Below are 26,962 nucleotides of genomic sequence, written 5' to 3'. Positions count from 1 at the left end.
TTAGATACATAAGGAAAATCGTATGGATATTAAAACTATAAAGACTATTGAAAGTGCCACCGAGAAATCTCTTTCAAGTTTCGCAAAATTATCTCTCTCACTGCTATTTTTATTAGCAGTATTTCTTTGGACATACTCTTCTCACGGTAAAGTACCCGATAATACTTTTTTAATAATAGGTGCCATTTTTGGAGCATATATGGCTTTAAATATTGGGGCAAATGATGTTGCAAACAATGTAGGGCCAGCAGTTGGAGCAAGAGCTTTAACTTTAACAGGGGCAATTATAATAGCAGCAATATTTGAAAGTGCTGGAGCTATTGTAGCTGGAGGGGATGTTGTTAATACTATTAAAAGTGGAATTATTGATATTACATTAATTTCTGATAAAAACTCATTTATTTGGGCAATGACAGCAGGTCTTCTTGCAGGTGCTGTGTGGTTAAACTTTGCTACATCTATTGGTGCACCTGTTTCAACTACTCATGCAATTGTTGGTGGTGTAATGGGAGCTGGAATAGCAAGTGCTGGCTTTTCTATTTTAAATTGGGGTAGCTTAGCAGAAATTGCTTCTTCTTGGGTTATATCTCCTTTACTCGGTGGAATTATTGCTGCTAGTTTCCTATATTTTATAAAAAAACAGATTGTTTATAAAGAAAATATGCTAGAACAAGCTAAAAAATTTATTCCTATTTTAATCGCTATAATGACTTGGGCATTTTCTACATACCTAATTTTAAAAGGTTTAAAGCAAGTAATTCATGTTAGTTTCTTATTTGCCTCAGGAATTAGTATTCTATTCTCTGTATGTGCATATTTTTTGACTAAAAGAAGTATAGATAAAAATTTATCCTCTCTATCAAATGATAGAGCTAGTGTAAATAAATTATTCACACCTGCTCTAATCTTTGGTGCAGCTCTACTATCATTTGCACATGGGGCAAATGATGTTTCAAATGCAATTGGTCCTCTTGCTGCTATAAATGATGCAATTTTACATGAAGGGGCAAATGTAAATGCATCTGTTCCATTTTGGATTATGGTTGTTGGTGCAATTGGTATAGTTATTGGACTTATTTTATATGGTCCTAGACTAATAAGAACTGTTGGTAGTGAAATTACAGAACTGGATCAAATGAGAGCATTCTCTATTGCAGTAGCAACTGCTCTTACTGTTATTTTAGCAAGTCAATTAGGTCTTCCTGTATCTTCTACTCATATTGCAATAGGTGGTGTTTTTGGAGTTGGATTTTTAAGAGAGGCTCTTGATATGACGGAAAAGAACTATGTTCAAGATATTAGAGAGAAATTCAAAAAACATAAAAAAGAGCTTGAAAAAAATCAAGCAGATTTATCTAAGCTTGAAGCCATTAAAGATAAAAATAAACAAACTTATATAAAAATTGTTGAATTATTTAAGAAAATAGATGAAATTGAAGCTCAAGTAAAACAGGAGAAAAAAGATTTCAAACAAGCAAAAGGTACAAAATATGTAAAAAGAGATGCTGTTAAAAAAATAATCGCTGCTTGGGTTATTACAGTACCTACATCAGCTCTTTTAGCTGCTGGAATTTTTTATATGATAAAAGGAATTGTAGCAGTTTAAGACTGCTACTAAAGGATAAAAAATAGAAGCTATACTTTCAGTTCTTCCTATCTATTTTTTTATCTTTTTGGGTTTTATTGCAAAAAAAAAGCTACAAACTCAAATAGATGAAAAAACTTTAGTTTTAATCTCCCTTTACTATCTACAACCAATTATGATTTTTTGGGGATTAACAAAAGAACCTTTAAATTATGAGTTTATTTTTTCTCCAATATTTACTATTATTTGTATGTTAAGTACTTTAGGTTTAATGCTTTTGTACTCAAAATTTATATTCTCATCAAAAACAGATAATAATATCTTTTTAGCAACTGCTCTTATAGGAAATACTGGTAATTTAGGTATTCCTTTGGGAATTGCACTTTTTGGAGAGCAGAGTGTACCATATACTAGTATTATAAATATCGCAAATATCTTTTTTATGTATACAGTCTCTATCTTCTTTTTTGCAAGAGAACAGTTTAATTTTTGGCAATCAATAAAATCTATATTTAAAATCCCTGTTATTTGGTTTGCCGTTTTTGCTCTTTTTATAAACTACTATAAGATACCTATTCCCAAAGAGTTTGATTTTGCCTTAGAAATGGGTGCATATAGTGCTTTAACTCTTCAACTTATGATTTTTGGAACTTATTTATATAGTGTAAAGATAAAAGCTATTCCTTGGAAGTTATCTTTACATATTAGTTTTGTTAAACATATTTTATTACCTGTTATAGGTCTTATTTTAATTATAAACTTTACAGATTTAAACTCTATGATTGCTTCCATTATTATTATGGAGCTAATGGTTCCACTTGCTGTAAATAATGTAAATTTTTCTGTAATATATAATGTAAAATCTAGTGATGTTGCTGCAACCATTTTAGTTTCTAGTGCTATTTTTGTACTTTTATTGCACTTTTACATTGAGATTATTGACTATTTTATAAAGTAAATATATGAAAAAACTTGATCTTAAAGATTTTACAATTTATTTTGAAGGTGAAATTTATAACACAAATATTTACACATTTAAAAATGAATTTGAACTCTTAGAAGATTTTTATCTTAAATATAGCTTTGATTTTGTTTCAAAATTAGATGGAAACTTTGCCTTTTGCATCTATGATAAAATAAAAAATCTTTACTTTTGTTCAAGAGATAGATTTGGAAATATTCCACTATATTATTATATAAAAAATGAAATATTCATATTCTCAACTTCTATAAAAGATATTTTAAAAGAGTTATCAATTACTCCAAAAATGAATAAATTAGCTCTTAGTAAATATATCCAATACTTCTCAACTTTTGGTGAAGATACCTTTTATAATGATATTTATAAACTTGAAGAGGCTTCATATTTGATTTTTGAACCAAAAAAAGAGTTAACAAAAAAGAGGTACTATAAAATAAACACTTACAAGGCTATAAATGATGAAAGTATAGCTTTAAATGATTTAGAGAAGCTTTTATTCTCTGCAATAGAAAAACGGCTTAAATCATCTCCTAGTACACTTTTAAGTGGTGGAGTTGATAGTTCACTTATATCTTCAATATATACAAAATTATCTGGTAAAAAAATAGATACCTTTTCTATAGGTTATAGTCAGTACAAAAACTATTGTGAGCTTTCCTATGCAAGAATCGCTTCAAATCATATAAACTCAAATCATCATGAAGTTATAATTAATAAAAAACAGTACTTAGATAGTTTTTATAGCTCTTTAGAGTTCTTTGATGAACCTCATGGAGACAGTGCAGCTATTCCACTAAATTTTTTATTAAAAAATGTTAAAGATTTTGGTGTAAACTCTTTGCTCTCTGGAGAAGGAGCTGATGAGCTTTTTTTAGGATATGATAACTATGCAAAATTTTTGAAATATCACAATTTTGAGAAATCTTTATCAAAAGAGCAAAATAGTTTTTTAGATGAGATAATATCCGCTTTACAAAACAATACAAAAGAGAGTGAGTTTTTGAGAAGAGTTGTAAAAAAGCAAAATATATATAACTCTTTTGGAGAGATTTTTAATGATATACAAAAAAGAAAGCTTTTTGTAAAAGTTCCAACATTCAAAAATGAAACTCCAAAAAAAGATTTTATAGATAATATGAGCTATATTGATCTAAAACTTTGGGTTTCAAATCCTGTTTTATCAAAAGTATATAAAGTTTCAAATATAAACTCCTTGCAAATACATACACCTTTTTTGGATAATGATATAGTTAAATATATTTTTAGTATAGAAAGTCAACTTAAAATGGGAGATACTAACAAATATCTACTAAAGAAAATAGCTCAAAAACATATTCCAAATGAGATTATAAATAGGGTAAAGAAAGGTTTTAATAGTCCTTTTAATGAATGGCTTCAAGAAGAGTTTGGAAACTCTATACTAGAAACCATTTTAGAAGTAAATAAGCAAACACAATTTTTTAATGAAAATTATTTGAAACATATTTTTACATTGGCAAGTTCAAATAAATTTAAACAGCATTTGTACTCTCTTTTTGTTTTTTCTTTATGGTATAAAAAGATATATCTTTAAATCTATTTATACTACTAAAAACTTATTCTAAATGGTTTTACTTTCTAAATGTTTCCCGTGAAACATTACTATTTTTCCCAAAACTCTTTTAGTGCTTGTGGTGCTTTTTCCTCATCATCTTTAATACTAAAATCTGAATTAAAACTTATCTGCTCAATCTCTTTCATAGCAGCTTCATAATCTTCTTGACTAATTTTTGAGTCACCTTTTATAGTTTGTTCTTCTGTTACAGTTTCATTTATAGTTTTTGTGTTTATATTTGTACTATTTCCAGCTTTTAAATTCAAATAATCTTTCATTATTTTCTCATACTGTGAAAAGTCTATCATTATTATAGATGGTTTGCCATCTCGGAGTATTATCGCTTTTTCTATCTCTTTTTTTTGTAATTTATCAAAAATAGATTTATTTTTTCTTACCAAATCTGTTGCCGAAAACATCTCATCTGATGTGTATTGTAATAAAGACATAATGTAACCCTTTACATAAAATATCTTGTATTATAACACATTTTATAAATTATATATAGAAAAGTATTTATTTACTAAAAATATCCTCAGCCCACTCAGTTATTGGTCCTCTTAGAACCTTTTCAAGTTTTATCGCAAAAATATTTACAAGATGATTTTCAGCTTGAGTTGATTTTAGAAGAGTTGTTAGTGCATTTGTATATCTGTTTACATAGAAATTATCTATTTGTTTGTTTGAACCTAATATAACAACTTTACAACTATTATCAATTCTTGATAAAACCATCTGCATAGTTTTATTTGACATATTTTGTGCTTCATCTATGATTATAAAGCTATTTGATAAAGTTCGTCCTCTCATCTCTCCTACCCACATTGTCTCAATACCATAGTTGGAAATCATCTGTTCTACTCTTGCAGTTACTTCGCTATCATCAAGTGGGTTATATGGTACATCACTTCTTTTGTTTCTTTTTCTTTTATGTTCGCTTCTTATTATATAATCTAAACTATCCATCAAAGGATGATTATAAATTGCAAATTTCTCTTCAAGCCCTGGTAGATATCCTACATCTTCACCTTTGTCTAAGGACTCAATAGAGTTTCTTATATAGATAATTTTTTGAAACTCTTTTTGACGTACTAGTTTTAAAGCTCCACTTAATGCCAAGAGAGTCTTTCCACTTCCAGCTTTTGCTTCTACTATTAATACATTGTAAAAGTGATTTATAATTGCATTTGAGAAAAATAGTTGCTCTTTATTTAGTGGAGTTATTATCTGATTTCTAATCTCAACTTCATCTAATAAAACTATCTTTTCATTTACAATACTTGCTAATATTACTTGATCTGAACTTTTTACCTTAAAGCAATAAGAGAAGTTATTGTAACTGTACTCTTCATCAAAGTTTATAATATCTTGATTATTTAAGCTCTCTAAATCTTCAAAATTTATCTCTATCTCCTTAATAAATTTGAAATCTAGTTTATCAAGCTCTTTACCATGAAGTGCTTCAGTTTTTATATCAAGACTCAAGGCTCGTGTTCTTGCCATAATATCCATTGATATAAAGATTATATCTTTTGTATAAAACTCTTTAATTTCACTTGCAATTTCAAGAATTTTTCTATCATTTAAAATATTGAGTGATATATTTTTACTACTAGCTTTATACTCCTCTTTTGAGATAATATCTATTATAGTTTTACTATTTTCAATATTTACTCTAATAATCTTTTTGTCTTCAAAACAAAAACTATCATGAACTTTTGAGTTTTCTAATATTCTCGCAAACTCTCTAGCTTGGAAATTTATCTCTTCAAATCCACTTTTTTTGCTATCTATTTCATCTAAAACCGTTTCAGTAAGTATTAAAAGGTTGTTTCCACTATCACTTAATTTAAAAATATTCGAAGCATTTTCTAAAAGTATATTTGTATCCAAAAGATAGTATTTTTCAAAATTCATTTAATTTCCCTTTTTTGGTTTTAAAATCATATAAGAGATAAATGCAAATAGCATCACAATAATCACCGTAAATAGCACTGAAAAAGATTTTGTAATTACATATGTAACTATCAAAATTGCTAAAAGTGTTGGTTGCTCATTGTACATACGAAAGAATTTACCACTTTTCTTACAAGTTCCACTTTCTAACTGTTTTCTATAAACTTCAAGTGATAGTGAGTAGATACTTAGTAAGAGTACCATTAAAAGCTTTGCATGGAACCAATCTTGACTTAAGAGAAGAGGATTTAATACTACCATTGCAACTCCACTAAATATTGTCACATACATAGCAGGATTTCCAATATATTTATATATCTTGTACTCTTGTATTTTTACAACCTCTACAAACTCTTTTTTCTCTATATTTTCTACATGATAAACAAAAAGTCGTGGTAAATAAAATAACATTGCCATCCAAGATAGTACTGCAATAACATGTAAACTTAAAACCCATGTGTAGTATTCCATTTTCTTCTCCTATTTTATAATGAGTACTATTTTATCAAAGTTTAAAGAAAAGTTTTCAACTCTCTCCTTTTATTTTCTTTAACCACTCACTTAAAGTTTTTTCAAATCCAATATCAAGTGAGTGATAAAGATTTAAATCTTCTTTTAAATACTCTTGTTCTACATATCCGCCAAAGTCATGAGGATATAAATATCCTATGTGTTGACTATCTAAATGTTTTGGAATATCAAGAATCTTGCCATTTTTTATCTGCTCAAGAGCTTTATTAATTGCTTTATAAGCACTATTTGATTTTGGACTTGATGCTAAGTATATTGCACATTGAGCCAAAATTATTCTGGATTCTGGATAGCCAATTTTATTACATGCACTCATAGTTGATACTGCCAGATTTAAAGCATTTGGATTTGCGTTTCCTATATCTTCACTAGCAAAAATTACAAGTCTTCTAGTAATAAAATCTACACTCTCTCCTCCATCTATTAATCTTGCCATATAATAAAGTGAAGCGTCAACATTTGAACCTCTTAGAGATTTTATCATAGCACTTGCTAAATCATAGTGTGAAGAGCTAGAACTAACTCCATCTCCTATAATATTTGCTCTTAGCTCTTTTAAAGTATCTAGCTTAATATCTTTATCAATCTTTATTGAAAAGTTTAATAGTGTTAGCATAGCTCTAGCATCTCCACTACTTGAGTATATCAAATATTCTTTAGCATCTTTAGTCAAAACTATATCAATATCTTTTAAAACAATATTTAAAATCTTCTCCATATCACTATATGAAAAAGGTAAAAATTCATATAAAAATGATCTAGATCTAATAGCACTTGTAAGAGTGAAAAATGGATTTTCTGTACTAGCTCCAATAATTTTTGCACTATAACTTTCCATAATAGGAAGCAAAACTTCTTGCTGATTTTTTGATAATCTATGAACTTCATCTATAAAAATCAAAGGCTTAATAAAACTATCTTTATATCTATCAAATACCTTTCTTAAATCTTCTACTTTTATAGTTGTTGCATTGAAATAGTAGTAGTCACTTCCTAACTCTTTTGCTATGATTTTTGCTAGTGTTGTTTTGCCAGTTCCTGGTTTTCCATAGAAAAATAGATGAGGAATCTCTTTTTGTTTTATTAGCTTATATAATGCTTTATCTTGCCCTAAAATATGAGTTTGCCCTATAAAATCTTCTAATCTTATAGGGCGATATTTATTTGATAAATCAACCATTGTCTTTTTCATCTAGAAAAATTCTAAGATTTTTGTACTCATCTTTTGATAAAAATCTTGATTTTCCTGTTGGAAGATTATTTAAACTAACCCCACCATATTCAACTCTTTTTAAATCCATAACATCTAAGCCAAAGTGAGCAAAGAATCTTCTAAGTTCTCTATTTTTCCCCTCACTAATAACTACTTTAATCTTAGATATTTTTTCTCCATTTGTTTGAATATCATAAGCTAAAAATGGCGCAAAACTCATAGATTTTATCTTTGTCTTTTTATATGCACCTTTTGTTGCATCTTCTATCTCTAATCCTTTTTGCATTGCCATTTCAACTTTTGGAGAAATATGTCCACTCACTTTTACTTTATATACTCTTTCAAGATTTGAGTGCATAAGAGCATTTACAACCTCTACACTATCACTTAAAAGCAAAACTCCCTCACTAGCATAATCTAGTCTTCCAACACTCAAAAAGTGTTTATATTTGCTCTCTAAACCATCGTAAATTGTCTTTCTTCCTTGAGGATCTACTTTAGTTACAAGCTCGCCTTTTGGTTTATTATAAACAATTACTGTGTAAATACGGTTTTTGTCCTCTTTTATAATTTTTTTACCAATCTCTACTTTATCTGTAGATTTTACCTTTGTAGCTAAATCTGTAATCACTCTGTTGTTTACTCTAACTTTCCCTTCAGAAATAAGAGCATCTGCCTCTCTTCTTGAGTATTGACTGTTGTGTGAAATGAATTTATTTAGTCTTAACTGCTCATTATCTCTTGTATTGCTATCTGCTCTTTTTGCATCTTTATTTATATCTTTTCTCATTTTATACCTGCTTCTATAAGATCATGAATATGTAACAAGCCTTTTAACTCTCTGTTTTTATTTGTAATTATGAGAAGTTGAATTTTATAGTTCTCAATGATTTGTAAAGCATCACTAGCTAAAAGATTATCATCATCAAAAGTTCTTGGATTTAAAGTTGCAATAGTTTCAACACCACAATCAAGAGAGAAATCATCTTTCATTAATGCTCTTCTCAAGTCTCCATCACTTAGAACTCCAATTACTCTATTTTCTTCATCTTCAATAATTACAGTTCCTAATCGCCCTTCACTCATCACAATAATTGCATCTTTTAATTTTGTTTCACGTGAAACAACAGGAAGATTCTCTTTTCTTAAAAGATCATCCAATTTTATAAAGAGCTTTTTACCTAAACTACCACCTGGATGAAAAGATGCAAAATCCTCTTTCTTAAAATCTCTTTTTTTCATCAAACAAACTGCAAGAGCATCACCCATAGCCATTGTTAAAGTTGTAGAAGATGTTGGAGCAGTATCAAGAGGACAAGCCTCTTTTTTAACACTAATATTTATAAAATAGTCTGAATATTTAGCCAACGTTGAGTTTTCATCTCTTGCCATTGCAATTAGTGGGATATTAAACCTTTTTATATGTGGAAGAATTTGGATAAGCTCTTCACTCTCTCCACTATATGATATTCCTAAAACTATATCATCTTTTCCAATCATTCCTAAATCGCCATGCATAGCCTCTGTTGGATGAAGAAAGAATGAGCTAGTTCCTGTACTTGCAAGTGTAGCTGCAATTTTTGCACCTACAAGTCCAGATTTTCCAACACCAGTAACAATTAATTTACCTTTTGAATTTACAATTAAATCTACAATACTCTCTATATCAAAAGAGATAGAGCTTGAAGCAATTTCAAGCTCTTTTGCTTCAATCAGTAAAACCTCTTTTACTATCTCTTTATAGTTCATTTAAAGTCCTTATTGAACAAATATAGTAGGAACAATCATTGGGTATTTTTTATATTTTCTTACACAATGTTTTCTTACAACTTTTCTAAGTTCATCTTCTAAAATTCTACTATTTTTAAATATCCCAGGTTTTGCATTAACTAAAAATGTATTTAAAATCTCCTCTATCTCATTTGTAAAAAATCTATCTTGCTTATCAGATATAAAACCAAATGTTGCAACTTTTGGTTTTATAGCGAGAGCTCTATCATTTTCATTTATTTGAGCTACAATCATAACAATTCCCTCTTTTGCCATTGTCTGTCTATCAATAACCACATCATCAGAGATTTTATTATTTAATTGATTATCTATATAAACTTTACCACTTTTTACAGATTTTACTTTTTTAAGATATTTTGGATTAACTTCTATTTGTTCACCATCTGCCATAACATACACGTTTCTCTCTAAAACACCACAATCAACTCCAGTTTCACCATGTTTTAAAGCATGATTATACTCTCCATGAACTGGCAAGAAAAATTTTGGTTTAACAAGTCTAAGCATTAATTTTTGCTCCTCTTGGGCAGCATGTCCAGATACATGTATATCAGCATAATCTTGATAAGCAACCTGTGCACCAGCTTTTAAAAGATGATTTATAATCTCTGAAACACTTCCTTCATTTCCTGGAATTGCTTTTGACGATAGAATTATTTGATCTTCTGGTTTTATTTTAATATGTCTATGCTCATGAATTGCCATTCTATATAAAGCACTCATTGACTCACCTTGGCTTCCAGTTGTTACAATCATAATCTCTTTATCAGAGTATTTATTTACTTCATGAGCCTCTATAAATTGGTCTTTTGGAAATTTTATATACCCTAGAGTCATAGCAATATCTAAATTCTTTTCCATAGATCGACCAATTACACAGATTTTTCTTCCATATTTAAGAGCTTTTTCAATAGCTTGTGCAACTCTATGAATATTTGAAGAGAATGTACTCATTATAACTCTTCCTTTTGCTGTGCTAAAAATTCTTTCAAACGTAGGACCAACTGCTTTTTCAGTTTTTGTAAATCCAGGTGTGTGTGAGTTAGTTGAATCTGAAGTTAAAACTAAAACACCCTCCTCTCCATAATGAGCAAGTCTATGTATATCTGTTGGAAAACCATCATATGGAGTATGGTCTATTTTAAAGTCACCTGTATGAATCATAGTTCCAGCTGCTGTTTTTATAGCAATTGCAGATGAATCAATAATTGAGTGAGTAATATGCATCCACTCTATTTCAAAATCATTTCCTATTTTTATTGGAGTTCTTTTTGAAATAGCTCTAAACAGAGCTCTATGCTCTCTCATTTTATGTTCATCAAACTTACTTCCAATCATCTCTAATGGCAGCGGTGAACCATAAATTGGAAACTGCATCTCTTTAAACAAATATGGCATTGCACCAATATGGTCTTCATGTCCGTGAGTAATAATAACTGCAACTATCTTATCTTTAATCTCTCTAAGATATGTAAAGTCTGGAATTAAAATATCAACTCCATGCATATCACCATCTGGAAAACTCATACCAACATCTACAATAATTGCTTCATTTTCAGTCTCAACAACCATCATATTCCCACCAATTTCATTTAATCCTCCAAGAGGAGTAATTCTAATTTTGGCATTTGAGTTTAGATTTAGTTTATAGTGAGGATTTAATCTATCTTTATGTATTTTCTCATTTATCATATAAGCTTTTTTAAGATCATTTATCCAACCATCACCACTTGTTGGTAAATCTTTATTGAAAAATCTAGGTTTATTATTTGGTTTTTTCTTCTTATAAGGCTTTTTTTCATAAGCTTGTTCGCCATTTGAGCCATTTTCTTGAGAAGCTTCGCTATTTTCTTTTCTAGGTGGTCTAGGAGTTCTTGGTCTAAACTCTCTTTTCTCACGGTTTACTGAGTTTGTTCTATCCCCGTTTAATTTTGTTTCAGTTTCACTTACTTTAACAATCTCTTCATTTTTTATCTCTTCCATTTTTTACCTTTGTATGCATTTGGCTATACAAAGATGAACTAACTTCGTGAGGTCGTAAATTGTCATTCAATCCTAACTCATTATAAAGAGAGAGGATTTCAGATTTATCTAAAATAGAGCTAAGATTTTTTGATAGTTTTTTTCGTGGCTGTACGAAACAGGCTTTTAAAAATCTATTAAAATCTTTATCTACTTTTTTATCTAAATCTTTTTTTATATAAAGAATTGAAGATGTAACCTTTGGCATTGGGTCAAATGCCGTTGGAGGAACATCAAAGAGTATTTTTGATTCTTTTGAGATAGTTTCTGTAATTATCCCCAAAGATGAGTACTCTTTATCATTTACTTTTGCTGAAAATTTTTCAGCAACCTCTTTTTGAACCATTACAATAATATGTTCGCAAAGCTCATCTTCAAATGCTCTTAATATAATATTTGTTGCAATATAGTATGGTAAATTTGCTATTAAATCATATTTCATACTATGTAGAGATTTTAGCTCATCCCAAGCCCTTAAAACATCGATATGCTTTAAATCAAATCTTCTGTTCTCAATCTCTGTTGCAAATTTCGACTTTAAAATACCAATTAAATCGGTATCAACCTCATAAGCTGTCACATCTTTGTATTTGACTAAATTTTTAGTCAAATCACCTAATCCAGGCCCAATTTCTACAATATGATTATTGTTTTGGGGCATCGATTGGATGATTTTATCTAAAATTGAACTATCTTTTAAAAAGTTTTGCCCAAACTCTTTTTTTGCTTTTACTTTTTCCATAAGTTGAGAGTATATCTTTTTTTAACTTACATTTTGGTAATATTTTTTACTAATTATTAAGGCTTTTTTCTAAAAGCTCTTTAGGTCTTGCTACTTTCAAGAGGATTTTTAATCCTATTAGTAGTCAAAAAGATTATGGTTCCTTTTAAATGGGGACTATTAAAAAAGGAATTACTTTGAATAATCTAACAAAAAGAATAATCCCATGTCTAGATGTAAACAATGGAAGAGTTGTAAAAGGTGTAAACTTTGTGGGTTTAAAAGATGCTGGTGATCCAGTTGAAATAGCAAAAAGATACAACGATGAAGGTGCTGATGAGCTTACATTTTTAGATATTAGTGCAAGTGTAGAAAACAGAGGAACTATTGTTGATATTGTAAAAAATGTGGCAAAAGAGGTATTTATTCCTTTAACAGTTGGGGGAGGAATACGAAATTTAGATGATATTTATGCACTTTTAAATGTAGGTTGTGACAAAATCTCTATAAACTCAAGTGCTGTTAAAACTCCAAACTTGATAGATGATGGGGCAAAAAGATTTGGAAGTCAATGTATTGTTGTAGCAATAGATGTTAAAAAAGTAGCAAATGGTTCATATAATGTTTTTGTAAAAGGCGGTAGAGAAGATACTGGGATAAATGCAATAACTTGGGCAAAAGAGGTAGAAAATAGAGGAGCAGGAGAGATACTTTTAACTTCTATGGATACAGATGGAGTAAAACAAGGTTTCGATTTAGAAATTACTGAACAAATCTCTAAAATAGTAAATATTCCTGTAATTGCAAGTGGTGGAGCTGGAAATATGCATCATTTTAAAGAAGCTTTTGATTGTGGAGCAAGTGCTGCTTTAGCTGCTTCAATATTTCACTTTAAAGAGGTAGATATTATGGAACTTAAGAAATATTTACAAAAAAATGGTATTAATGTAAGGATATAAAATGAAAAGAGTATTATCAACTGCCTTATTCTTTCCTATTTTTGCTTTTTCATATGAGCTAGGATTTAATAAAACATTCACAAAAAGTATAAATGCAGATACTATTATGAGTAATATCTCTATTTCAGTAGAGAAGCCTAATGAGAAGAGTATAAATATTGAAATAGAAAAATTCAATAACTTTGTAAAGAACACAAAGAATATAACAATAGAAAACAGCTATTATAATTTGACTCCAAAATATGAATATATAGATAATAAATCAGTATTTAAGGGTTATCTAGGAGAATCTAGATTTACTATAAAATCAGAAGATACAAAAAAAATAAATGGATTTTTGAATGATTTAATTGAACTAAAAGATAGTATAAAATCAAACGATTTAAAACTAAATGTATCAAACCTATCTTGGGAATTAAGTAATAAATTACAATACAAAATGATAGATGAACTTAGACTTGAAGCTTTAATTTGGATAGAAAATTATGCAAAAGAGTTATCAGCACAAATATCAAAAAAATGTAATGTAAAAAGTGTAAATATAAATGAAGAGAGTTCTACATACTACCCTAGAGCAAGAATGCAATCTAGTGCAGATAGTCTTCAAAAAAGCTATGAGCAAGAGATTACACCAATTAATAATGAACAAAGTATAAAAATAAATACTAACTATATCTTGGATTGTAAGTGATTGTATCTGCTGGAAGGAATGAAACATTTCCATTTGCAAATAGCATTGGAGTTGGTCTTATTGAAAGCACAATAAATCTTACAAAAATTTGTCTTTTTAACAGACCTGAGTTTATACTTTTTGTTGGAAGTGCTGGAAGTTATGGGAAATACAAAATTTTCGATATTATAGAGTCAAAAAGTTCAACTAATCTAGAGCTTTCATTTTTACAAAATTTTGCCTACACTCCACTTGATAATGCTGTAAAAATTGATACAAATTTAACAAAAAGTGAAATAGTTGTAAATAGTTCAAACTACATAAGTATAGATAAAACTATCTCAAAAGAGTTTTTAAACTACAATATTGATTTAGAGAATATGGAGTTTTTTTCAGTATTAAGTGTAGCAAAAGAGTTTGAGATACCTGCATTTGGTATTTTTGTAGTTACAAATTACACAGATGAAAATGCTCATAAAGATTTTGTAAAAAATCATAAAGCTGCTATGGAGAAGTTATTTAAATACTTAGAAGATAAAAATATAATAAAAGCAAAAGAGGCAAAATAGTGGCAAAATTTGATGAAATATCAATCTATGATTACACATTAGAAGAGTTAAAAGAGAGATTAAAGCCTTCGTTTCGCGCAAAACAGGTATATAATTGGTTATATAAAAAATATGCAAAATCTTATGATGAGATGAAAAACCTTCCAAAAGATTTGATTGAAGATTTAAAAACAAATTATCCACTTGATGTAATGCAAATTGTAAAAAAAGAGCAAAGTAGTGATGGAAGTATAAAATATCTTTTTAAACTAAGAGATAATCTTACAGTTGAAGCTGTTTTACTCTTGATGAAAGATAAAAAATTAGACGAAGATGGACAAATTGTAAGAAGTGAAAAATATACAGTTTGTATCTCAAGTCAAGTTGGATGTAAAGTTGGTTGTAGCTTCTGTCTTACAGCAAAAGGTGGATTTGTAAGGAATTTAACAGTTGGAGAGTATATAGCACAAATTATACATATAAAAAGAGACAATGAAATAGCTGAAAACAAAGCTTTAAATATTGTTTATATGGGAATGGGTGAACCACTTGATAATTTTGATAATTTTGTAAAAGCTGTTGAAATATTTTCAGAACTTGATGGATTAGCAATTAGTAGAAGAAGACAAACTGTCTCAACATCTGGAATTGCAAGTAAGATTAAGAAACTTGGAGAAAAAGATTTACAAATTCAACTAGCTATTTCTCTTCATGCTGTTGATGATGAATTAAGAAGTGAACTAATTCCTATGAATAAAGCATATAACATTGCAAGTATAATTGAAGCAGTTAAAGCATTTCCAGTTGATACTAGAAAAAAAGTTATGTTTGAGTATTTGGTTATAAAAGATAAAAATGATAGTTTAGATGCTGCTAAAAAACTTGTAAAACTTCTTGATGGAATACAAGCAAAAGTAAATCTAATCTATTTTAACCCATATCCAGGTACGACTTATCAAAGACCACTTGAACAAGATATGATAAAATTTAAAGATTTTCTAAATAGTAAAAGTGTTATTTGTACAATAAGAGAGTCAAAAGGTTTAGATATTAGTGCTGCATGTGGGCAACTAAGAGAAAAAGAGATTAAAAAGGATTAAGGTGGGAATTTTAGAGATAGCTTTATTGATTTTTATAGTTTTGGTTGTGATTGGAAGTGGTGTTGGATTTTATCTACACAATAAAGAAGAAGAAAAATAAAAAGGAGTTAAAAATGGTAGTTACAAGATTTGCACCGAGTCCAACTGGGTATTTACATATAGGTGGACTTAGAACTGCACTATATAGTTATTTATGGGCTAGAAAGAATAGTGGAGTTTTTAGACTTAGAATTGAGGATACAGATTTAGCAAGAAATAGTGAAGATGCTTTAAAAGCTATAATTGAAGCCTTTGATTGGGTTGGGTTGTCTTATGATAAAGAGGTTGAGTACCAATCAAAAAGAACAGAGATTTATAAAGAGTACATAAATAAATTATTACAAAGTGGAAATGCTTATAGATGTTATATGAGTAAAGATGAACTTGATAGATTAAGAGCTTCTCAAGAAGCAAATAAACAAACTCCAAGATATGATGGTACATGGAGACCAGAAGAGGGAAAAATTTTACCAGAAATTCCTGAAGGTATTGAGCCAGTTATTAGAATAAAAGCACCAACAACAGGTGAAATTAGATTTATGGATGGAGTAAAAGGGGATATAAAATTTGATGCATCATTTGTTGATGATTTTGTAATTGCTAGAAGTAATGGTATGCCAACTTATAACTTTGTTGTAACAATTGATGATATGTTAATGCAAATGAGCGATGTAATAAGAGGAGATGACCACTTATCTAATACTCCAAAACAGATAGTAATTTATAATGCCCTAGGAGTAAAACATCCAAATTTCTACCATGTTCCTATGATAAATAACCCTGAAGGTAAAAAATTATCTAAAAGAGATGGTGCTATGGATGTAATGGAGTATAAAAGATTAGGTTATCTTCCAGAAGCACTTTTAAACTTTTTAGTAAGACTTGGTTGGTCAAACAAAGATCAAGAGATTTTTTCTATGGATGAGATGCTAGAATTCTTTGACCCAAAAAATATAAATAGATCAGCATCAGCTTATAATGCCGAGAAATTACTATGGTTAAATAGTGAGTATATAAAAAATGCTTCAAATGATAGATTAGAAAAAGAGTTGAAGTTTTTTGATTTAGATTTGAGTAATTGCTCTAAAAAAGAGGATATTTTAAATCTTTCAAAACAAAGAGCAAATACTCTAATAGAACTAAAAAGCTCAATTTTACTTATTTTAAATGAGCCAAATAGCTATGAAGAGGCTGGAGTTAATAAATTTGTAAAAGAGGATACTATAGAGATTTTAAAAGATTATTTAGCTCTTTTAGAAAGAAATCAAGATAGTTTCTCTAGTATTGAAGCATTAGAGAGTTTAACTAAACCGTTTATTAGTGACAAAGGTTTAAAGTTTCCTCAAATTTTCCAACCAATAAGATTAGCATTAACAGGTTCAACACAAGCTCCATCGGTTTATGACATACTTTTTATCTTAGGTTTTGATGAAGTTAATAAAAGAGTTTTAAAAACTTTAGAAAAAAATTTTAAAAACTCTTGATTTAGAAAAAATATTAAGGCATAATGTCTAACTTTTTCAAAGGATTAAAAATATGAACATTTACGTTGGGAATTTATCGTATAAAATGAGCGATAAAGATTTAGAAGCAGTTTTTGCTAAATTTGGTGCAGTTAAAAGTGCAAAAATTATCATGGATAGAGAGACAAATAGATCAAAAGGTTTTGCATTTGTTGAAATGGAAGATGCTGCTGCTGGAAATGCTGCTATTGAAGCTCTAAACGGTAAAGAAACTGATGGTAGAACTTTAAGAGTAAACGAAGCTAAGCCAAAAGAGGACAAGCCAAGAGATAGCAGACCTAGAAGAAGTTTCTAATTCTGTTTTTTGGGACTTCTGTCCCATTTCTTAAAAATGAAAATCCTACTTCTTGAAGATGATTTAATATTAAATGAGATTCTAGAAGAACATCTTTCAAACCAAAATCACAAAATTATTACAAGCTTTTCTTATGATGAAGCTATAAAACACTTATATTCACAAACTTTTGATTTACTTTTACTAGATGTAAATGTACCAAATAAGAATGGTTTTGAACTCCTAAAAGAGCTTAGAAAAAATAGTATAAAAACTCCAGCAATATTTATAACATCTTTAAATATGGTAGAAGATATGCAAAAAGGTTTTGATAGTGGATGTGATGATTATATTAAAAAACCTTTTGAGTTAAAAGAGCTAGATTTACGAATCAACAATATAAAAAGGCTTTTTAATATAGATATAAATAAAGAAATCCAACTTAATAAAAAGATAGTTTTAGATATAGAGAAGCAACAGATAATTAAGGATGATATTTGGCAGAACTTAACAAAGAAAGAGTTTGAAATACTTTTATATCTATACAATAACAGAGCAAAAACTATTAGTATAGATGAGATAATAAACAATGTTTATAGCTATGAAGATAGTATAAATGATAGTACAATAAGAACATATATAAAAAATCTTAGAAAACTTTTGGGAGATGAGATGATTTTAAATATAAGAGGAGCTGGTTATAGACTTAACATCTAGTGAGAAAAGAAGTTTTAGGAACTTTTTAGCTCTTTATCTTGGCTCATCTTTTGTGCTACTTTTATTATCTCTATTCTTCTACTATCAAAATGAGAAAAACCTCTATTTTGATCTAATAAAATCAAATATGCAAAATACTCTTTCAAAAGTTTCTAATGAAATAATTGTTTCGCATATGAATCAATTTAAATTTGATAAAGATAAATATATTTTAAATGATAGCTATAAAATCTCTTTTTATGATAAAAACAGAGAACTTCTTTTTGGTTCAATAGATGAAAAGCTAGAGAATACTCTAGGTTTTATACATAAAAAAGATAGTTTAAAACTAATTGATAACTCTACAGTTGGACATTTAGGCATCTGGTATATAGCTTTAGAAGATTTTTCTTTTAGTTCAAAATTAAATAGCTTAAAGTATCAAATCATATTTATATTTTTATTTGTTTATTCAATTATTTCTATAGTTGGAGTATATTTAGCAAAACTATTTTTAAAACCCATAAATGATGAAAGAGTTAGATTAAATAACTTTATAAAAGATACAACTCATGAGTTAAACACTCCAATAAGTGCCATAGTAATGTCAAGTAGCAGTGAAAATATAAATGAGAAACAGCTAGAAAGAATAAAGTTTAGTGCAAATAGAGTAAGTGAGATCTATAAAGATTTAACCTTTCTTTTTTTAGAAGATAAAATAGAAAAAAAGCTAGAAAACTTAGAACTTTCAAAGATTATAAAAGAGCAAATAGATAGCTTTGAACCAATATTCTCAAGAAAAAAACTAAATATTATAATAAAGCTTGAAGAGTTTAGTTTTTATATAAATAATGATGATTTTATAAGACTGTTTAATAACCTTTTTTCAAATGCAGTCAAATACAACAATATTGGTGGCTTTATAGAAGTAGAGTTAAAAAACAAATCATTAAGCATCAAAGATAACGGAATAGGAATAGAAGAATCTAAACTAGATGATATTTTTAAAAGATTCTTTAGAGCAACAAACCAAAGTGGTGGTTTTGGTTTAGGATTAAATATTGTTGACAAAATCTGTAAAAAGTATAATTTAAAACTAGAGATACGCTCTATAGAAAATAAAGAGACTACATTTAAAATATTTTTCTAAACTACACACAAACTACACACAAACTTAGATAGATTTTCAAATATCAAAAAAAAGGATGGTATTTATGAAAAATCTATTTAAAATCTTTTTTGCCCTATTCTTGGCAAGTAGTTTTTTAAACGCAGACTCTTTAAAAGAGAAGTTTGAAGTTGATGGTTATAGTATTGAGCTAAGTAGTAAAAGAGATTTAAGTGCAGGAAGCAATGAGTTTTATGCAAAAATCACAAAAGATGGAGTTTTGGTAAAAGATGCTCAAGTAAAGGCAAAGTTTTTTATGCCAGAGATGCCAGGTATGCCATATATGGAACATGAAGGTGTTGGAACTTATAAAGGTGATGTTTATAGTTTTGTGATTAACTTTTGTATGGATGGAACATGGCAATATAATCTTAGATTTAAAACAGCAGATGAAAAGATTCACTCTATAAAAAGTAGTGTAAGTTTCTAATATGCAAAAGGTAGTTTTTGTTTTAATTATTACTATAAACTCACTATTTTCAAACTCTATAAATGAGATTGTAAATAAGAGCTTGGAAAATAATTTTGATATAAAAAGTCTTGAAAAATCTATTGAAATTGCAAATTTCCAAATAAAACAGGCAAAAAATTGGCAAAACCCGATGTTGAGTTTTAAGACAAATAATATTGCACTAAACAAAAATTACCTAAATGATCAAAAAGAGTATGGAGTGGAGTTTTCACAAGCAATTCCTATAGGTGATAGATTAAACCTTGAAGAGGGTATTGCTAAAAAAGAGAAAACTTTAATAGAGTTTGATTTAGAAGATAAAAAGCTTGAATTTGAGTCAAAAATCTACTCTTATTCATACTCAATCTTAATTTTAGAAAATAGACTAAAACTTCTAAAAGAGTACCAAAAAAATCTAAATAGGGTTGAAGAGCTATATACAAACTCATATATGTATGAAAATACAACTTTAAATGAGATATTAAATACAAAAATATCAAAGTCTGAGTTAAATATGAGGTTAAATGAACTACAAACTACAAAAGATAATTTATACCTAAATTTAGAGCTTTTAAGCTATGAGAAAATTGAAAAAATTAATGATAATCTTATTATAAAAGATATTGATAAAAAAAGAGTAATAGAGAGTTTAAACTCTCATCCAAAGATAAAATCTCTTCAAACAATAAGTCAAAAATATAAAGATATTTCAAAGCTTGAAGAGGCAAAGAAATTTAGTGAAGTAACCTTGGCTTTAGAGTATATGCAAAACAAAGAGCAAGATTATGCAAATGTTACAGTTTCTATTCCACTTCCAATATACAAAACAGAAAATATTAATAAATTAAAAGCGAATTTAAATACAAATGAGACAAACAATAAAGAGCAGAGTCAATTAAAAAATCTAAGAGTTCAATCTGAAATATACTTAAATAATATTGAACAATATAAAGCAAACTATAATATTTTACAAAATGAAATAATACCAATAAAAAGAGAGTTACAAAAGAGTTTAGAGAACTCTTTATCATTTGATAAATCAAGAGTTGAGGATATTTTAAAAAGCGTAAATGAGCTAATTGATTATGAACTAAAAGCTAGCGAAGTTTTAGAGAAATACTTTGCAAACTACAGCGAACTAATCTACTATTCAAACAGAGGTGTGAAATGAAAAAACTACTACTTTTTTTAATTTTTACTATATTAAATCTTAGTGCAGAACAAATTGATGCAAAACAACTATTTAATATAGAAAAAATTAAAGCAAAGAAAACAAGTTATATAGATACAAAAGAGTATTATGGAATTACAAAATTAAATGAAGAAAAAACTATTGATATTGTAAGTAGATTTGATGGATATATTACTAATTTAAATGCAAATAAAAATTATATGAGTATAAAAAAAGGTGAAGAGCTTTATAGTATCTATTCAAAAGAGATAGCAAATTTACAAAATGAGTTAAAGATAGTTAAAGATATAGATGAAACTCTATATAAAAAAAGTTATCAAAAGCTATTAAGCTATGATATACAAAATGCGAAATTTTCAAATAATAATCTAGTTATTAGCTCCCCTATTTCTGGAATAATCACACAAAAAAATATAAATAATAAAAGCTTTGTTGAGAGTGGAAAAACCATATTTACAATCTCATCTTTGGATAATATTTGGTTTATTGCTACTATTTATCAAGAAGATTTAAAATTTATAAAAGAGAATCTTAATGCAAAGATAAATATAGATGGCTTTGATAAAACCTTTATAGCAAAAGTTGATTTCATATACCCTATTTTTAATGAGAATAAAACTATTGATGTAAGATTTGTTTTGGAAAATAAAGATTCTAAAATTTATCCAGCTATGTTTGGAAAAGTAAGAATAGAGATTAGCAAAGATGAGATTATAACTCTTCCAAAAACAGCTATTATAAAAAAAGATAGTGGCTATTTTGTATTTATCCCAAAAGAAGATGGCTCTTTTACTCCTAAGAAAATAGAAGCTAAAAGACTAGATAGTAATCTTTATGAGGTAATTAGTGGGCTTAATTTAGATGAAGAGGTGATAAATAACTCCCTGTTTTTATATGATGCAGATGCTATGACAAATAGATTGTATGATGCAAATAGTGATGAGGAGTGGTAGAAAATGGTTGAAAAGATAATTGATTTAAGTGTAAAAAACAGATTTGTAGTTCTTTTTATCTTTTTTCTACTTAGTTTTGCTTCTATTATTGCTATAAAAAATACAAATTTAGATGCTATTCCTGATCTCTCTGCAAATCAAGTAATTATTGAAGTTGAGTGGGCAAACCAGAGTGCAAAAACTATTGAAGAACAAATATCTTACCCACTTATTTCAAATCTTATGAGCCTACCTAATATTGAAACAATTAGAGCTATGAGTAGCTTTTCAAACTCTATGATATATATTATTTTTAAAGATGGAGTTGATTTATATGATGCTAGAAGTAGGATTTTAGAACAACTTTCAACTCTTCAAGGAACATTTCCCTCATTAGCAAAGGTAAAACTAGGTCCAGATGCTTCTGGAGTTGGTTGGGCTTATCAATATGCTTTAAAATCAAATAGTAAAAGCCTTGATGAGCTAAGAACCCTACAAGACTATTTTTATAAGTTTGCACTTTTGGGAGTTGATGGAGTTAGTGAAGTTGCAACTATTGGAGGTTTTGTACGAAGTTATGAGATAACTTTAAACCAAGATAAGTTAGTGCAGTATGATATAAGTATAAAAGAGCTAAAAGATGCAATAACTATGAATAACAATGATAGTGGAGCTAGAGTAATACTTGAAAATGGCTACGAAAACATTATTAGTGCAAGAGCATATTTAAAATCTAAAAAAGATATCGAAGAGATTACAATTAAAACTTTAAATAATACTCCATTAAAAATAAAAGATGTGGCATCTATAAACCTTACAAGTCTTGATAGAAGAGGAGTAGCTGAATTAAATGGAGAAGGAGAAGTTGTTGGAGGTATTGTAGTTACTAGATACAAAACTAATGTTTATAGCACAATACAAAAGGTAAAAGAGAAGCTAAAAACTCTACATATTGAAGATGTTGAGGTGGTTGAGGTATATGATAGAACCTCACTAATAGATGCTGCTATTGATACTTTAAAAAGAACCTTAGTTGAAGAATCAATAATTGTTATGATAATTGTTGGATTATTTTTACTCCATTTTAGAAGTGCTTTAATTATAATCATTACTCTTCCTCTAACGGTGCTAATTAGCTTTTTACTTATGAAACTATTTGGTATTGGTTCAAATATTATGAGTTTAGGTGGAATTGCAATAGCAATTGGGGCTATGGTTGATGCAACAATTGTAATGGTAGAAAATGCTCATAAACATCTTCAAGGAAAAGAGAATATTAGTGAAGAAGAGAGATTTAGAGTAATTATTGAATCAGCAAAACAGGTTGGTCGTCCTATATTCTTTGCTCTTTTATTAATAGTTGTATCTTTTTTACCAATTTTTGCCCTTAGTGGACAAGAGGGAAAACTATTCTCTCCACTAGCTTTTACAAAAACTTTTGCAATGCTAGGTGGGGCTATAATCTCTATTACATTAGTTCCTATTTTAATGCTCTATTTTATAAAAGGAAAAATAGTAAGTGAAGATAAAAATATCTTAAATAACTTTTTTATAAAGATATACTCTCCACTTTTAAAACTTAGTTTAAAACTAAAATATTTAATACTTACTATTTTCTTTTTTATTTTGTTTTTGGGAATTTATACATACTCAAAACAAAAGTGGGAATTTATGCCAACACTAAATGAAGCAACATTTATGTATATGCCTGTAACTCCTTATGGTATAGGTACTAATTTAGCACGTGAATTGGCACAAAAGACAAATATGGTAATAAAATCATTCCCTGAAGTAGAAAATAGCTTTGCAAAAGCTGGACGAGCTGCTACTGCAACAGACCCTGCTCCACTAGCAATGCTTGAAACAATCATAACTTTTAAACCTCAATCACAATGGCGAGATGGAATGACATATAAAAAACTAATAGATGAGATGGATAAAAAGCTTCAAATAAAAGGTTTGATTAATACATGGACATACCCTATTAAAGGAAGAATTGATATGTTACTTACAGGTATTAGAACACCTTTAGGAATAAAACTATATGGAAAAGATTTACAAATACTTCAAGAAGAGAGTAGCAAAATAGAGAACATTTTAAAAACTCATGAAGGAACTATGAGTGTTAGTGCTGATAAGATAAATCAAGGTTACTATTTAAATATAAAAATAGATGAAGAGAGCTTAAGTAGATATGGTATAAATAAAGACGATATTTTGGAGAATTTAAGTATTGGAGTTGGAGCAGAACAACTTACACTATTTTTGGATAACTTAGAAAGATATCCAATAAGTATTAGATATCAAGCAGAGCAAAGAGAGAGCTTAGAGGCTTTAGAAAACCTTCAAATAAAGACAAATTTAGGTTTCAAACCTCTTAAAACTTTTGCTGTTTTAAATTATGAAGAGAGCCCTAGTATTATTCAATCTGAAAAGGCTTTAAAAGTTGCATATATCTATATAAGCCCAAAAACAAGCTACTCAATAGATGAGTATAAGATAAAAGCAAATATGCTTTTAAAAGATTTTAAACTTCCAAGTGGTTACTATTTTGAGTGGTCAGGGCAAAGTGAATTTTTAAAACACGCTATGGATAAACTATTATTAATAATACCTTTGGTCTTGGTATTTATTTTTATTTTAATATATATGGCACTAAAAAATCTAAAATACACTTTGATTATATTTTTTACTCTCCCTTTTGCTTTAAGTGGTGGACTCTTTTATATAGATTTTTTAGGGTTTAATCTATCTATTGCCGTAATTGTAGGATTTATGGCACTTTTAGGAGTTGCTGCTGAGACATCTATAGTTATGATGATATATTTAGATGAAGCATATAAGAAACTTACAAACAAAACAAAACAGAGTATAAAAGAGGCTATTTATCAAGGTGCTGTTTTAAGGCTAAGACCAAAACTAATGACCCTTTTTGCTATTTTAGGTGGACTTATTCCAATTATGTATATAAGCTCAGTAGGAAGTGAAATAATGCAAAGAGTAGCTGCTCCTATGATTGGTGGAATGCTTAGTTCAGCATTTCTAACTCTTTTTATTATTCCTACAATATTTTATATATTTATAGAAAAAAAAGCTCATCTATGAAATTTTATTTTTTATTAACTTTAAAGTTATATGATTAGGAGTAAATTTAAAATAAAGGGGTTGGAATGAACTTATTATCTAAAATTGCTAGTGCAATGATTTTATCGGGAGGTTTACTAATGGCTGCTCCATATACGGTTGATAACGCTCACTCAAATGTTGGGTTTAGTGTAAAGCATATGATGATTACAAATGTTCATGGAAAATTTACATCTTATGATGCAGATTTAGAGTTTGATAATGCAAATAAAACATTTAAAAAGCTTGTTGCGAATGTTGAGACAAAATCTATTGATACAGGAATAAGTGATAGAGATAACCACTTAAGAAGTGATGACTTTTTTGCTAGTGAAAAATTTCCTAAAATGTCTTTTACTATGACATCATATAAAGCAGATGGTGATGATGGAAAAATGGAAGGAACTCTTACAATAAGAGGAATTTCAAAACCTGTAACTTTAAAAGTTGAAGATATTTCAGTTTTGGGTGATAAGGTAGGTTTCTCACTAGAGGGAAAAATAAATCGACAAGACTTTGATTTAAAATGGAATAAAGCTATAGAGCTAGGTGGAGTTGCTGTTGCAAATGAAGTAAAAATTAAAGTAGATATTGAAGCTAAGAAAAAATAATCTCTTTATAAAGTAGGGTTATCCCTACTTTTATAAATTTTCTGGAAAGTTTTCTATCACAAAATCTATATCTTTATCTCCTCTTCCACTAAGGTTTATTAAAATAGATTTCCCAAAATTCTCTTCACTCTTAGCATATTTTATAGCAAATCCAACTGCATGAGATGACTCTAAAGCTGGAATAATTCCTTCTAATCTGGAAAGTGTATAAAATGCTTCAATTGCTTCAGTATCACTACAAAGAGCCACTTTCGTTCTTCCAATACTACTTAAATATGCATGTTCTGGTCCTACACTTGGATAATCTATCCCACTTGCAATACTATGTACAGGGGCTGGTTCACCATTTTCATCACTTAACATAATAGAGTTAAAGCCATGCATAACTCCCTCTTTTCCATAAGTAATACTTGCACTATGCTCACCTATTTTTTCACCTTTTCCTGCTGGTTCAACTGCATATAGATCTACACTATCCTCAATAAATCCACTAAATATTCCCATAGCATTACTTCCACCTCCAATACAAGCAGCTACCACATCTGGTAATTTTCCTGTCATCTCAAAAAATTGCTCTTTTGCTTCAAAGCCAACAACACTTTGAAAATCTCTAATCATCTTTGGAAATGGATGAGGACCCACTACACTTCCTATTGCAAAAAGTGAGTTTTTTGTATCATTTAAATAGCTCTCAAATGCACTATCAACAGCCTCTTTTAAAGTTTTTAAACCTTTACTTACAGGAACTACTTTTGCTCCTAAGATCTTCATTTTTACCACATTTGGATGCTCTTTTTTTATATCAACTTCACCCATATGAATTTCACACTCTAAACCAAAATAAGCAGCAGCCGTTGCTAGTGCAACACCATGTTGTCCAGCACCTGTTTCAGCTATTAACTTTTTCTTACCTAAATATTTTGCAAGTAATGCTTCAGCCATACAGTGATTTAGTTTATGAGCACCTGTATGGTTTAAATCCTCTCTTTTTAAATATATATTAGCACCAGCAAAATTTGATAGATTTTTTGCAAAATAGACAGGTGTTGGTCTTCCTTGATAATATTTTCTAATAGATTTTAACTCATTTAAAAAGTTAAAATCCTTTGATAACTTTTTATATGCTTCATTTATTTCATTAAATGGCTCTACTAATTGAGGTGGAATAAATGAACCACCAAATTTACCAAAATATCCTCTCTCATCTGGAAAACTATCTAAATATAGTCTATCTTTTTGCATCTTTTGCACCTTTTAAAATAAAATACAAAAATAGTATCA

The 26,962-nt window shown here is 28.7% G+C and carries 25 protein-coding genes; 16 read left to right on the top strand and 9 right to left on the bottom strand.

The features are described 5' to 3' along the window. Nucleotides 1-22: 22 nt before the first annotated feature. From ATR_RS00230 to ATR_RS00220, 3 genes are all read left to right on the top strand, one after another. Entirely contained in the window at nucleotides 23-1,606 is a 1,584-nt protein-coding gene (locus ATR_RS00230; RefSeq protein WP_115427499.1) for an inorganic phosphate transporter, read from the top strand. Between the two features lie 67 nt (nucleotides 1,607-1,673). Next, nucleotides 1,674-2,543: an AEC family transporter gene (locus ATR_RS00225; RefSeq protein WP_235657213.1), complete on the top strand. Its 870-nt coding sequence runs from the start codon at nucleotides 1,674-1,676 to the stop codon at nucleotides 2,541-2,543. Between the two features lie 4 nt (nucleotides 2,544-2,547). Continuing rightward, the gene (locus ATR_RS00220; RefSeq protein ID WP_115427497.1) at nucleotides 2,548-4,140 is read left to right on the top strand and encodes an asparagine synthetase B family protein; all 1,593 of its coding nucleotides are present in this window, start codon (nucleotides 2,548-2,550) and stop codon (nucleotides 4,138-4,140) included. Nucleotides 4,141-4,208: 68 nt separating this feature from the next. Here ATR_RS00220 and ATR_RS00215 read toward each other — a convergent pair whose 3' ends face one another. The 8 genes from ATR_RS00215 to rsmA form a co-directional block, all read right to left on the bottom strand. Further along, nucleotides 4,209-4,610 carry a hypothetical protein gene (locus ATR_RS00215; protein ID WP_115427496.1) on the bottom strand — a complete coding sequence of 134 codons (402 nt, stop codon included), beginning with the start codon at nucleotides 4,608-4,610 and terminating at the stop codon, nucleotides 4,209-4,211. Between the two features lie 67 nt (nucleotides 4,611-4,677). After that, nucleotides 4,678-6,078: a PhoH family protein gene (locus ATR_RS00210; RefSeq protein WP_115427495.1), complete on the bottom strand. Its 1,401-nt coding sequence runs from the start codon at nucleotides 6,076-6,078 to the stop codon at nucleotides 4,678-4,680. Further along, on the bottom strand, nucleotides 6,079-6,588 hold the full coding sequence (hemJ, locus tag ATR_RS00205) for a protoporphyrinogen oxidase HemJ (RefSeq protein ID WP_115427494.1): 510 nt from the start codon (nucleotides 6,586-6,588) through the stop codon (nucleotides 6,079-6,081). It lies immediately after the preceding gene. Nucleotides 6,589-6,643: 55 nt separating this feature from the next. Beyond that, complete coding sequence (locus tag ATR_RS00200; RefSeq protein ID WP_115429368.1) at nucleotides 6,644-7,828, bottom strand: replication-associated recombination protein A; 1,185 nt, start codon at nucleotides 7,826-7,828, stop codon at nucleotides 6,644-6,646. Beyond that, nucleotides 7,821-8,651 (bottom strand): pseudouridine synthase, encoded by an 831-nt coding sequence (locus ATR_RS00195; protein ID WP_115427493.1) that lies wholly within the window; start codon nucleotides 8,649-8,651, stop codon nucleotides 7,821-7,823. Before ATR_RS00195 ends, ATR_RS00200 begins: the two co-directional genes overlap by 8 nt. After that, nucleotides 8,648-9,610 (bottom strand): KpsF/GutQ family sugar-phosphate isomerase, encoded by a 963-nt coding sequence (locus ATR_RS00190; RefSeq protein ID WP_115427492.1) that lies wholly within the window; start codon nucleotides 9,608-9,610, stop codon nucleotides 8,648-8,650. The genes ATR_RS00195 and ATR_RS00190 overlap by 4 nt, the downstream gene beginning before the upstream one ends. Before the next feature lie 9 nt (nucleotides 9,611-9,619). After that, on the bottom strand, nucleotides 9,620-11,635 hold the full coding sequence (locus tag ATR_RS00185; protein WP_115427491.1) for a ribonuclease J: 2,016 nt from the start codon (nucleotides 11,633-11,635) through the stop codon (nucleotides 9,620-9,622). Further along, a complete protein-coding gene (gene rsmA, locus ATR_RS00180) occupies nucleotides 11,616-12,416 on the bottom strand; it encodes a 16S rRNA (adenine(1518)-N(6)/adenine(1519)-N(6))-dimethyltransferase RsmA (protein WP_115427490.1) in 801 nt (266 codons plus the stop codon). Before rsmA ends, ATR_RS00185 begins: the two co-directional genes overlap by 20 nt. Nucleotides 12,417-12,592: 176 nt before the next feature. Between rsmA and hisF the strand changes: the two genes are divergently transcribed. From hisF to ATR_RS00115, 13 genes are all read left to right on the top strand, one after another. Continuing rightward, on the top strand, nucleotides 12,593-13,354 hold the full coding sequence (gene hisF, locus ATR_RS00175) for an imidazole glycerol phosphate synthase subunit HisF (protein ID WP_115427489.1): 762 nt from the start codon (nucleotides 12,593-12,595) through the stop codon (nucleotides 13,352-13,354). A gap of 1 nt (nucleotide 13,355) precedes the next feature. Further along, nucleotides 13,356-14,045 (top strand): SIMPL domain-containing protein, encoded by a 690-nt coding sequence (locus ATR_RS00170; RefSeq protein WP_115427488.1) that lies wholly within the window; start codon nucleotides 13,356-13,358, stop codon nucleotides 14,043-14,045. Beyond that, complete coding sequence (locus ATR_RS00165) at nucleotides 14,042-14,593, top strand: phosphorylase family protein (RefSeq protein WP_115427487.1); 552 nt, start codon at nucleotides 14,042-14,044, stop codon at nucleotides 14,591-14,593. The genes ATR_RS00170 and ATR_RS00165 overlap by 4 nt, the downstream gene beginning before the upstream one ends. Further along, nucleotides 14,593-15,672, top strand: a complete 1,080-nt coding sequence (gene rlmN, locus ATR_RS00160; RefSeq protein ID WP_115427486.1) for a 23S rRNA (adenine(2503)-C(2))-methyltransferase RlmN — start codon at nucleotides 14,593-14,595, stop codon at nucleotides 15,670-15,672. Before ATR_RS00165 ends, rlmN begins: the two co-directional genes overlap by 1 nt. A 113-nt stretch (nucleotides 15,673-15,785) precedes the next feature. Then, on the top strand, nucleotides 15,786-17,195 hold the full coding sequence (gene gltX, locus ATR_RS00155; protein ID WP_115427485.1) for a glutamate--tRNA ligase: 1,410 nt from the start codon (nucleotides 15,786-15,788) through the stop codon (nucleotides 17,193-17,195). Between the two features lie 52 nt (nucleotides 17,196-17,247). Further along, entirely contained in the window at nucleotides 17,248-17,529 is a 282-nt protein-coding gene (locus ATR_RS00150) for an RNA recognition motif domain-containing protein (protein ID WP_115427484.1), read from the top strand. Nucleotides 17,530-17,565: 36 nt separating this feature from the next. Next, the gene (locus ATR_RS00145; RefSeq protein WP_115427483.1) at nucleotides 17,566-18,225 is read left to right on the top strand and encodes a response regulator transcription factor; all 660 of its coding nucleotides are present in this window, start codon (nucleotides 17,566-17,568) and stop codon (nucleotides 18,223-18,225) included. Nucleotides 18,226-18,352: 127 nt separating this feature from the next. Then, nucleotides 18,353-19,354: a sensor histidine kinase gene (locus ATR_RS00140; protein WP_115427482.1), complete on the top strand. Its 1,002-nt coding sequence runs from the start codon at nucleotides 18,353-18,355 to the stop codon at nucleotides 19,352-19,354. A gap of 64 nt (nucleotides 19,355-19,418) precedes the next feature. Further along, nucleotides 19,419-19,802, top strand: a complete 384-nt coding sequence (locus ATR_RS00135) for a FixH family protein (protein WP_115427481.1) — start codon at nucleotides 19,419-19,421, stop codon at nucleotides 19,800-19,802. Nucleotide 19,803: 1 nt separating this feature from the next. Beyond that, a complete protein-coding gene (locus ATR_RS00130; RefSeq protein WP_115427480.1) occupies nucleotides 19,804-20,994 on the top strand; it encodes a TolC family protein in 1,191 nt (396 codons plus the stop codon). Beyond that, nucleotides 20,991-21,968 carry an efflux RND transporter periplasmic adaptor subunit gene (locus ATR_RS00125; RefSeq protein ID WP_115427479.1) on the top strand — a complete coding sequence of 326 codons (978 nt, stop codon included), beginning with the start codon at nucleotides 20,991-20,993 and terminating at the stop codon, nucleotides 21,966-21,968. The genes ATR_RS00130 and ATR_RS00125 overlap by 4 nt, the downstream gene beginning before the upstream one ends. A 3-nt stretch (nucleotides 21,969-21,971) precedes the next feature. Then, entirely contained in the window at nucleotides 21,972-25,052 is a 3,081-nt protein-coding gene (locus ATR_RS00120; RefSeq protein WP_115427478.1) for an efflux RND transporter permease subunit, read from the top strand. A gap of 65 nt (nucleotides 25,053-25,117) precedes the next feature. Further along, nucleotides 25,118-25,681, top strand: coding sequence for a YceI family protein (locus tag ATR_RS00115; protein ID WP_115427477.1), 564 nt, complete (start codon nucleotides 25,118-25,120; stop codon nucleotides 25,679-25,681). 30 nt (nucleotides 25,682-25,711) lie between these two features. Here the strand turns inward: ATR_RS00115 and trpB are convergent, their stop codons facing one another. Continuing rightward, the gene (gene trpB, locus ATR_RS00110; RefSeq protein ID WP_115427476.1) at nucleotides 25,712-26,923 is read right to left on the bottom strand and encodes a tryptophan synthase subunit beta; all 1,212 of its coding nucleotides are present in this window, start codon (nucleotides 26,921-26,923) and stop codon (nucleotides 25,712-25,714) included. Between the last annotated feature and the right edge of the window lie 39 nt (nucleotides 26,924-26,962).

This window comes from Aliarcobacter trophiarum LMG 25534 (assembly GCF_003355515.1).
GTDB lineage: Bacteria > Campylobacterota > Campylobacteria > Campylobacterales > Arcobacteraceae > Aliarcobacter > Aliarcobacter trophiarum.
This window is presented reverse-complemented; position numbering and strand designations above follow the sequence as displayed.

What these genes read in the sequence shown, in the direction of transcription:
- ATR_RS00230 (WP_115427499.1), top strand. Translation starts at nt 23, where the DNA reads ATGGATATTAAAACTATAAAGACTATTGAAAGTGCCACCGAGAAATCT.
- ATR_RS00220 (WP_115427497.1), top strand. Translation starts at nt 2,548, where the DNA reads ATGAAAAAACTTGATCTTAAAGATTTTACAATTTATTTTGAAGGTGAA.
- ATR_RS00215 (WP_115427496.1), bottom strand. Translation starts at nt 4,610, where the DNA reads ATGTCTTTATTACAATACACATCAGATGAGATGTTTTCGGCAACAGAT.
- ATR_RS00210 (WP_115427495.1), bottom strand. Translation starts at nt 6,078, where the DNA reads ATGAATTTTGAAAAATACTATCTTTTGGATACAAATATACTTTTAGAA.
- hemJ (WP_115427494.1), bottom strand. Translation starts at nt 6,588, where the DNA reads ATGGAATACTACACATGGGTTTTAAGTTTACATGTTATTGCAGTACTA.
- ATR_RS00200 (WP_115429368.1), bottom strand. Translation starts at nt 7,828, where the DNA reads ATGGTTGATTTATCAAATAAATATCGCCCTATAAGATTAGAAGATTTT.
- ATR_RS00195 (WP_115427493.1), bottom strand. Translation starts at nt 8,651, where the DNA reads ATGAGAAAAGATATAAATAAAGATGCAAAAAGAGCAGATAGCAATACA.
- ATR_RS00190 (WP_115427492.1), bottom strand. Translation starts at nt 9,610, where the DNA reads ATGAACTATAAAGAGATAGTAAAAGAGGTTTTACTGATTGAAGCAAAA.
- ATR_RS00185 (WP_115427491.1), bottom strand. Translation starts at nt 11,635, where the DNA reads ATGGAAGAGATAAAAAATGAAGAGATTGTTAAAGTAAGTGAAACTGAA.
- rsmA (WP_115427490.1), bottom strand. Translation starts at nt 12,416, where the DNA reads ATGGAAAAAGTAAAAGCAAAAAAAGAGTTTGGGCAAAACTTTTTAAAA.
- ATR_RS00170 (WP_115427488.1), top strand. Translation starts at nt 13,356, where the DNA reads ATGAAAAGAGTATTATCAACTGCCTTATTCTTTCCTATTTTTGCTTTT.
- gltX (WP_115427485.1), top strand. Translation starts at nt 15,786, where the DNA reads ATGGTAGTTACAAGATTTGCACCGAGTCCAACTGGGTATTTACATATA.
- ATR_RS00150 (WP_115427484.1), top strand. Translation starts at nt 17,248, where the DNA reads ATGAACATTTACGTTGGGAATTTATCGTATAAAATGAGCGATAAAGAT.
- ATR_RS00145 (WP_115427483.1), top strand. Translation starts at nt 17,566, where the DNA reads ATGAAAATCCTACTTCTTGAAGATGATTTAATATTAAATGAGATTCTA.
- ATR_RS00140 (WP_115427482.1), top strand. Translation starts at nt 18,353, where the DNA reads ATGCAAAATACTCTTTCAAAAGTTTCTAATGAAATAATTGTTTCGCAT.
- ATR_RS00135 (WP_115427481.1), top strand. Translation starts at nt 19,419, where the DNA reads ATGAAAAATCTATTTAAAATCTTTTTTGCCCTATTCTTGGCAAGTAGT.
- ATR_RS00130 (WP_115427480.1), top strand. Translation starts at nt 19,804, where the DNA reads ATGCAAAAGGTAGTTTTTGTTTTAATTATTACTATAAACTCACTATTT.
- ATR_RS00125 (WP_115427479.1), top strand. Translation starts at nt 20,991, where the DNA reads ATGAAAAAACTACTACTTTTTTTAATTTTTACTATATTAAATCTTAGT.
- ATR_RS00120 (WP_115427478.1), top strand. Translation starts at nt 21,972, where the DNA reads ATGGTTGAAAAGATAATTGATTTAAGTGTAAAAAACAGATTTGTAGTT.
- ATR_RS00115 (WP_115427477.1), top strand. Translation starts at nt 25,118, where the DNA reads ATGAACTTATTATCTAAAATTGCTAGTGCAATGATTTTATCGGGAGGT.
- trpB (WP_115427476.1), bottom strand. Translation starts at nt 26,923, where the DNA reads ATGCAAAAAGATAGACTATATTTAGATAGTTTTCCAGATGAGAGAGGA.